Source organism: Bradyrhizobium altum, assembly GCF_020889705.1.
GTDB lineage: Bacteria > Pseudomonadota > Alphaproteobacteria > Rhizobiales > Xanthobacteraceae > Bradyrhizobium > Bradyrhizobium altum.
Window position 1 is genome coordinate 1 of record NZ_JACMYP010000378.1, and the last position, 6531, is coordinate 6531.

Below are 6531 nucleotides of genomic sequence, written 5' to 3' on the forward strand. Positions count from 1 at the left end.
CGCCGAGCGGGCCGCGAGCAGGGTCAGGTCCAGCGCTTCGGGAACGCGAAACACGTCAGCCGCCGGGACCGGCAATGTCGAGACCGATGCCAGCTGGGCAGGCTGCGGCTGCGGCCACAGCGTGCGGACGGACGCGCCGACGCGCGCGCGCTGCGCGTGATCTAGAATGTCGGCATCGCGCCAATCCATGTCGGCAAACACCGGCGCCGGCAGCGTCCGCGCCGCGGTGAAGAGGAAGTTCGGAATTTTTGGCCAGCGCGTGATCGCGACCGTCTCGGTCGGCGGACGCATAAACCATTGCTGCGGCTCGGTGGGCGTCGCCGGGCGGTCCGCTGTCGCGGGCACGACATGGACGATGCGGTAGCCGCGCTCCTTCAGTGTGTTGAGGATGCGCGGCAGCGCCGCGACGGTGCGCGGCTGGATGTCGTGCAGCAGCAGGATGCCCTTGTGCTTGGCCTCGATCCGCTGGATCGCGAGGTCGTAGACCCGCTGCGGCGAGATGTGGCGCCAGTCGTCGGCCGGGAAGTCGGCGCTCCAGACCTGGATGCCCTGTGAGGCCAGATAGGCTTCGGGGATCTCGGCGCGCATCAGGCCGGGGATCCGGAAGAACGGCGCGAGCTTGCTGGTGTCGCCGTTGAGCGCGGCGAGCGTCGAGGCGATGCCGTCGTCGACCTCCTGCCGCACGCGCTCGAGCGGCATCTTGTTCATCGTCAGCGGATGGTTCTGGGTGTGCGTGCCGACGGTATGCCCGGCCGCGATCAGCTTGCGCACGCCCTCCGGATTGAACCGGGCCTGGGAGCCGATGGTGAAGAAGGTCGCCTTGACGCATTGGCTGGCGAGAATGGCCTGCACCTGGTTGCTGTATTTCGGCAGCGGCCCGTCGTCGAAGGTCAGCACCACCTCGTGATCGGCGAGCGGCAGCGTCTCCGGATACTGCATCGTGCCGATCCGCGGATGCTCCCTGGGATCGACGACGATGGTCCGCGAGGTGCCGAGCGCGTTGGGGTTACCCGGACAATCCGCAGCAAGGCCGGCCTGCGGCGTCACGAAGCTGCAGCCCAGCAGCGCCGCGCTGATCACGGTCCGCGACCGCTTCCGGATCATCACCAGGACGTCTGCAATCATCAATCTCGGCCGCATTCCAAACGCACTGACGAATCCTTAGGTGCGGCCTCATGAATGCCGCCTTAACAGTCTGTAATCCACCTTGGGTCCCGGGTTCAATGTGTCCGGTCAGACACGGTTTTCAACGCCGCCGGGACGACGTGGACGACGTGATAATTATGCTCCTGCAGGTACCTTAGGAAGGCCGGCAGCATCTCGGCCGTTCGCATCTGCGGGTCATGCAGCAGGATAATTCCCTTGCGATGGCCCTCGAGCCGCCCGGTGAGCAGCTTGAGTTCCTCCTCGGGGGTCATCTTGTTCCAATCGCTGGCCCAGAAATCGGCGCCGAACACCGCAATGCCGCGCTTTTCCATGCGCTCGAGCAGGGCGGGCGTCGACTCGAAATACGGGAACCGGAAGAACGGCGTGCTCGGGACCGTGCTCGCGGTGCCGCGCAGGGCCGTCTGGATCGCTTCGATCCCCCGATTGATGTTCGCCTCGGCCTGATCCGTCGGCATTTTGTTGAGATGCGGATGGTCCCAGCTGTGATAGCCGATGCTGTGCCCGAGCCGCGCAATCTTGCGGACCATGTCGGGATGATCGGCCGCATTGCGGCCGACCATGAAGAAGGTGGCCTGCACGCATTCGGTTGCCAGTGCCGTCAGCACCTTGTCGGTGACGCCAGGTGTCGGCCCGTCGTCGAAGGTCAGCACGACTTCGCCATCCCGCAGCGGCAGGGTCTGCGGAAAGCTTTTCTGCCCGACGCGCGGATAGGTCGCAGGGTCGACCTCCAGCACACGCGAGGTGCCGAGCGCGTCCTTGCGCGGGCATTCGGCGGCCTTCGCCGAGCTAATCAGCGCAACAGGCGCGAGCGCGATCAGCGCCGCGACAATGTTCAGGATCGGTCGCGGTGCGCTCGACATCTTTCTCATTGCACTGGGCCCCACCGATTAGGTAATCCGTTCCGCACTCATCAGAGCAGTTTTTCCTCTCCTGTCAAACCGGCGAAACACGGCATGGCCGAGAATATCGACGTTGCCGAACCCGCCGAGACCGACCCGCTCGCCCGGATGCCGATGCGGGACGAGGAGGGCCAGCTCCGCCCCGAATTCGTCGCTGGCATCACCCGGGCCATCCATGCCGCGGACCGGCCCCTGCTGTGCGAGGTGGTGGCGGAACTGCACGAGGCCGATCTCGGCGACCTGATCGAGGCGCTGGAGCCGGACGACCGCGTCACCCTGGTCGAGATCACCGGCACGGACTTCGACTTCTCGGCGCTCAACGAGGTCGACGAGACGGTCCGCGAGGAGATCCTCGAGGAACTCGAGCCGGAGACCGTTGCCGAGGGCGTCCGCGAACTCGAATCCGACGACGCCGTCGAGCTGCTGGAAAGCCTCGACGAGGAGGATCAGGAAGAGATCCTGGAGAAGCTGCCGGCGGCCGAACGCGAGGACATCGAGCGCAGCCTGCTGTATCCGGAGAATTCCGCCGGCCGGCGGATGCAGACCGAGTTCATCGCGGTGCCGCCGGACTGGAAAGTCGGGCAAGCGATCGACTACATGCGCGACACGCCCGATCTGCCGGACCGCTTCTACGAGATTTATGTGGTCGACGCCGACAAGCATTTGCTGGGCGCGGTGCCGCTCGACGTGCTGCTGCGCACGCGCCGCCCGGTTCCGGTCAAGGACCTGATCGACGAGGGCCGTCGTCGGGTCTCCGCGCTGGAAGACCAGGAAGAGGTCGCGCGGATGTTCGGCAAGTACAATCTGGTCGCGGCTCCCGTGGTCGACACCACCGAGCGGCTGGTCGGCGTGATCACCATCGACGACGTCGTCGACGTGATCGAGGAGGAGGCCGACGAGGATCTCAAGGCGCTGGGCGGCGTCACCCACCCTGAAGAGCTGTCCGACACGGTCTGGACCATCGCCCGCGGCCGGTTCAACTGGCTCCTGGTCAATCTCGCCACCGCGTTCCTGGCCTCGTCGGTGCTCGGACTGTTCGAGGGCCAGCTCGAGAAGATGGTGGCGCTCGCGGTGCTGGCGCCGATCGTGGCGAGCCAGGGCGGCAACGCGGCGACCCAGACCATGACGGTCGCGGTGCGCGCGCTCGCCACCCGCGAGCTCGGTGCGTTCAACGCGACGCGCGTGGTGTTGCGCGAGACCATGGTCGGGCTCGTCAACGGCCTCGCCTTTGCCGTCATCACCGGCATCGCCGCGGTGGCCTGGTTCAAGATCCCCGGCCTCGGCATCGTGATCGGGCTTGCGATCATCTGCAACCTGGTCGCCGGCGCGCTCGGCGGTATCCTGATTCCGATGGTGCTGGAACGGGTGCGCGCCGATCCCGCGGTCGCCTCCGGCACCTTCGTCACGACCGTCACCGACGTGGTCGGCTTCTTCTCGTTTCTCGGCATCGCCACGCTGTGGTTCGGGCTGAAATAGCCCGGCGCCTGCGGGCGCGCTTATCGTTAATCGCGCCTTAACGGGGTTGGCGGATGATGGTCCTATCTCCAAAGGGGCCATCACGGGGGCCATCATGCAGCGGTTGCGGCTCAAGGCGGACGGACGAATCGTCGAATTGCGCGACGGGCAGGAAATCCCTCTCGTGCCCGCACATCCGGCCGAGGCGGCGTTGCAGCCTTCGGCCTCGCAACCGGCCGTGCGCGATCTGCGCCGTCGGGCCCAGCTCACCCAGCTCGAATTCGCCGCCAAGCTCGGCGTGCCGGTGGAGACCATCCGCAACTGGGAGCAGGGCAAGCGCGCCCCGCGGGGACCCGCCCGCGCGCTGCTCGCGGTGATCGCCCATTCGCCGGAGACAGTGTTCGCCGCGCTGTCGAGCGAGCCGACGGCGGCGTGAGCGGGTACGTCGCGGGCTCCACCATCACTCGGTCTCTTGGAAGCCGTCGTCCTGGCGAAAGCCAGGACCCATAACCACCGCATGTGATTGTGAGAGGGATTGGGGCCCCAGTGTCGTGCAGCAATGACCATTTGGGGTAATGGGTCCTGGCTTTCGCCAGGACGACGATGAGGGTGGTTCTCGCGCGATACGACGCACCGTCATTGCGTACCTCATGCCGGTGTCATCGCCCGGCTTGCCGCCTTCGCTAGAGCTTCGGCGCGCCAAGGATGCATGGCCTCGTCGAAGCCTTGGCGTAGACGGGACCGGGCGATCCAGTATTCCAGAGACGCCGGTCCTCGAATCGAGAAGCCGCGGCGCACTGGATCACCCGCATGCGCGGGCGATGACAGTGTGGGTGGGGGCGCAGCTTCGCATTCTCGCGACATGATCTGTCCGAGCTTTGCATCTCGTTTCGCCCTCCCTCTTAAAGAGGGCGCAGGGAACGCCAGGCGCCGGCGCGTGCCGGCCGCAACGAGACGGAAGGACCTTCGCCGCGGCTTGTGGAGCGCGAGGCGTGGTCTTGCGGGGAGCCGCCGCGTCATGGGGCTTGCCAGGAAGGCGGTTTGGCCGCTTTAATCCAAGGATTGCAGTACGTTCTTATTTGAAGCGTGGATTTCCCCATGAAGGCCATCGAGCAGATCATTGCCGGCTACGTGTCGCTGAAGAATCGTCAGGCGCTGGAACAGCTGCGAGACCATCGCCAACACCTGCTGGACGATGTTCGAACGCACGGCGTTCCGGGTTTCAGGCCATCGGTCGTGAACGAGACTCTCTCCGAGGAGATCGAGCTCATCGAGGGAGCATTGGCTCGCTTCGACGAGGGCGGATAGCTCGCGACCGGGGCGTCAAGCCGGCTGGTCATCGTCTTTCTGCGATTGCGACAGACTTCTATTTGGGAGGTACGCATGATCGATCAGAGAACTGCGCCTTATGCTGCCCTTTTGCTGCGCGTTACGCTTGCCGGACTGTTCATTATGCATCTCTATGGCAAATGCGTGCTGAAGCCGATTAGCCTGTGGTGGAACGGCCTTTCCAAACTCGGTTATCCCGAATGGGTTCTTGCCTATGCCCTAAGCGCCGAATTCGGATCGGCGCTTCTGCTGCTGCTCGGCATCTATACGCGCTGGGTGAGCATCTACGCGATCCCGATGATGCTGGGCGCAACCCACTTCTGGATGCTTCGAAAGGGCTACTGGTTCACGGAAGCGGGCTGGGAGATGCCGTTGGTGTGGGCGATCATGCTGGCCGTCCAGGCGCTGCTGGGCGACGGAGCATTTGCGGTAAGGGTTCCCAAGCTGCCTTGGGAGCGTCGGCTTCAACCAACGACAGCCTGACGGTTTCGCTACCGGGCCGGCGGGTGCGTGTGATCGACGCGCGGCCCGCGATACGGTCACATTATCAGGGGGAGGACATTGCCCATGCTGCGTATTGCCACACTGATATTGCTCGCTTCCGCCGCCACTGTTCACGCAGAAATCGTCCGCAAGGAATTGAAGCGCGCCGACGTGGCTGGGACCAACATGGAAGCCATTGAGGTCTATCTTGAGGTCCCGCCGGGTGAAAGTCTCCCGCGCCACACGCATCAAGGCGAGGAAATCGTGTACGTCATCCAGGGAGCGACCTTGCTCTTGCCGGATGGATCACAAACCGAACTTCCCACCGGCGCCGGCGTGATCAACCAGCGTGGCGTGCCGCACGCTGGCTTCAAGATTGGCGGCGACAAGACGCTGAAACTGATCAACGTCTTCGTGGTCGACAAGGGCAAGCCCTTGACCGAAATCGTTCAGTAGACCAACCGGGCAGCACTCTAGCACCGGTCAGCCGCAGCACGGCTGCTTGGCTTTCGGCGCGCAGCACGACTGCTGTTCCTGCAGCCATCGGTCGCGCGGCTTGCAACTCGACGGGCGCGCCGAGAGATAGACGCGGATCGCGGCGTCGCCGGCATCCATGCGTTCCGCGCGATAGATTTGCATCGGCCGAACGCCATCGCTGACCTCGAAGGTCAGCTTGGCTTGCGGATCGAAGCCGACGGCTTCGTCGACCTTGCGGATGATCGCAAGAAACTTCCCGGCCGGCATGTGGCCCCGGTTTTCCTCCTCGATGTCCCAGAGTTGAATGAAGGTCTCGCTCCAGCTCTCGGGGTTCGCGCCGCAATCGAGCCCTTTGAACGAGCCGGTTTTGACTTCGGTCACGTGGTAGCTGGGACGGACATCCCGGCCGTCGTAACTGAAGATCAGCGGCTTCTCCCTGTGTGCCTCGAGGCTGGAAAGCAGCGCTGCGGACGAGAGCTCTTCGACCGGGTGCAGGGCGCCGACGGTCGATCGGGTATTGGCAAGCGGGTTCACGGCTGCTATCCTCATTTCAATGATTCTTGAATTATAGGATTATCGAAAGATGGAGGAGCGTCAAGCCCGAACCGCCTTCGCCGCGCTGTCGCAGGAAACGCGGCTGCGGATCGTGCGGCTTCTGGTCCAGGCCGGTCCCGATGGCATGGCGGCAGGGGCGATTGCCGAGGTTGTCGAAGTATCGCCA

At 64.5% G+C, this 6531-nt stretch carries 9 protein-coding genes; 6 read left to right on the forward strand and 3 right to left on the reverse strand.

What is annotated here, in order from left to right:
* Both H8B02_RS44070 and H8B02_RS44075 read right to left on the reverse strand, forming a co-directional pair.
* On the reverse strand, positions 1 to 1125 hold a 1125-nt coding region (locus H8B02_RS44070), incomplete at its 3' end, for a polysaccharide deacetylase family protein (RefSeq protein ID WP_229172028.1).
* Positions 1126 to 1220: 95 nt separating this feature from the next.
* On the reverse strand, positions 1221 to 2036 hold the full coding sequence (locus H8B02_RS44075; RefSeq protein WP_229172029.1) for a polysaccharide deacetylase family protein: 816 nt from the start codon (positions 2034 to 2036) through the stop codon (positions 1221 to 1223).
* A gap of 84 nt (positions 2037 to 2120) precedes the next feature.
* Between H8B02_RS44075 and mgtE the strand changes: the two genes are divergently transcribed.
* The 5 genes from mgtE to H8B02_RS44100 all read left to right on the forward strand — a co-directional run bounded on the left by mgtE (position 2121) and on the right by H8B02_RS44100 (position 5789).
* Positions 2121 to 3542 carry a magnesium transporter gene (mgtE, locus tag H8B02_RS44080; protein ID WP_229172030.1) on the forward strand — a complete coding sequence of 474 codons (1422 nt, stop codon included), beginning with the start codon at positions 2121 to 2123 and terminating at the stop codon, positions 3540 to 3542.
* Positions 3543 to 3636: 94 nt separating this feature from the next.
* A complete protein-coding gene (locus tag H8B02_RS44085; RefSeq protein ID WP_229172031.1) occupies positions 3637 to 3957 on the forward strand; it encodes a helix-turn-helix domain-containing protein in 321 nt (106 codons plus the stop codon).
* Between the two features lie 662 nt (positions 3958 to 4619).
* A complete protein-coding gene (locus H8B02_RS44090) occupies positions 4620 to 4829 on the forward strand; it encodes a hypothetical protein (RefSeq protein ID WP_229172032.1) in 210 nt (69 codons plus the stop codon).
* 75 nt (positions 4830 to 4904) lie between these two features.
* Positions 4905 to 5333, forward strand: a complete 429-nt coding sequence (locus H8B02_RS44095) for a DoxX family protein (protein WP_229172033.1) — start codon at positions 4905 to 4907, stop codon at positions 5331 to 5333.
* 84 nt (positions 5334 to 5417) lie between these two features.
* Positions 5418 to 5789, forward strand: coding sequence for a cupin domain-containing protein (locus H8B02_RS44100; RefSeq protein ID WP_229172034.1), 372 nt, complete (start codon positions 5418 to 5420; stop codon positions 5787 to 5789).
* 27 nt (positions 5790 to 5816) lie between these two features.
* Here the strand turns inward: H8B02_RS44100 and H8B02_RS44105 are convergent, their stop codons facing one another.
* Entirely contained in the window at positions 5817 to 6344 is a 528-nt protein-coding gene (locus tag H8B02_RS44105; protein WP_229172035.1) for a DUF6428 family protein, read from the reverse strand.
* 49 nt (positions 6345 to 6393) lie between these two features.
* Between H8B02_RS44105 and H8B02_RS44110 the strand changes: the two genes are divergently transcribed.
* Positions 6394 to 6531, forward strand: a 138-nt coding sequence (locus tag H8B02_RS44110; protein ID WP_376711784.1) for a helix-turn-helix domain-containing protein, incomplete at its 3' end; no start/stop codon positions are given.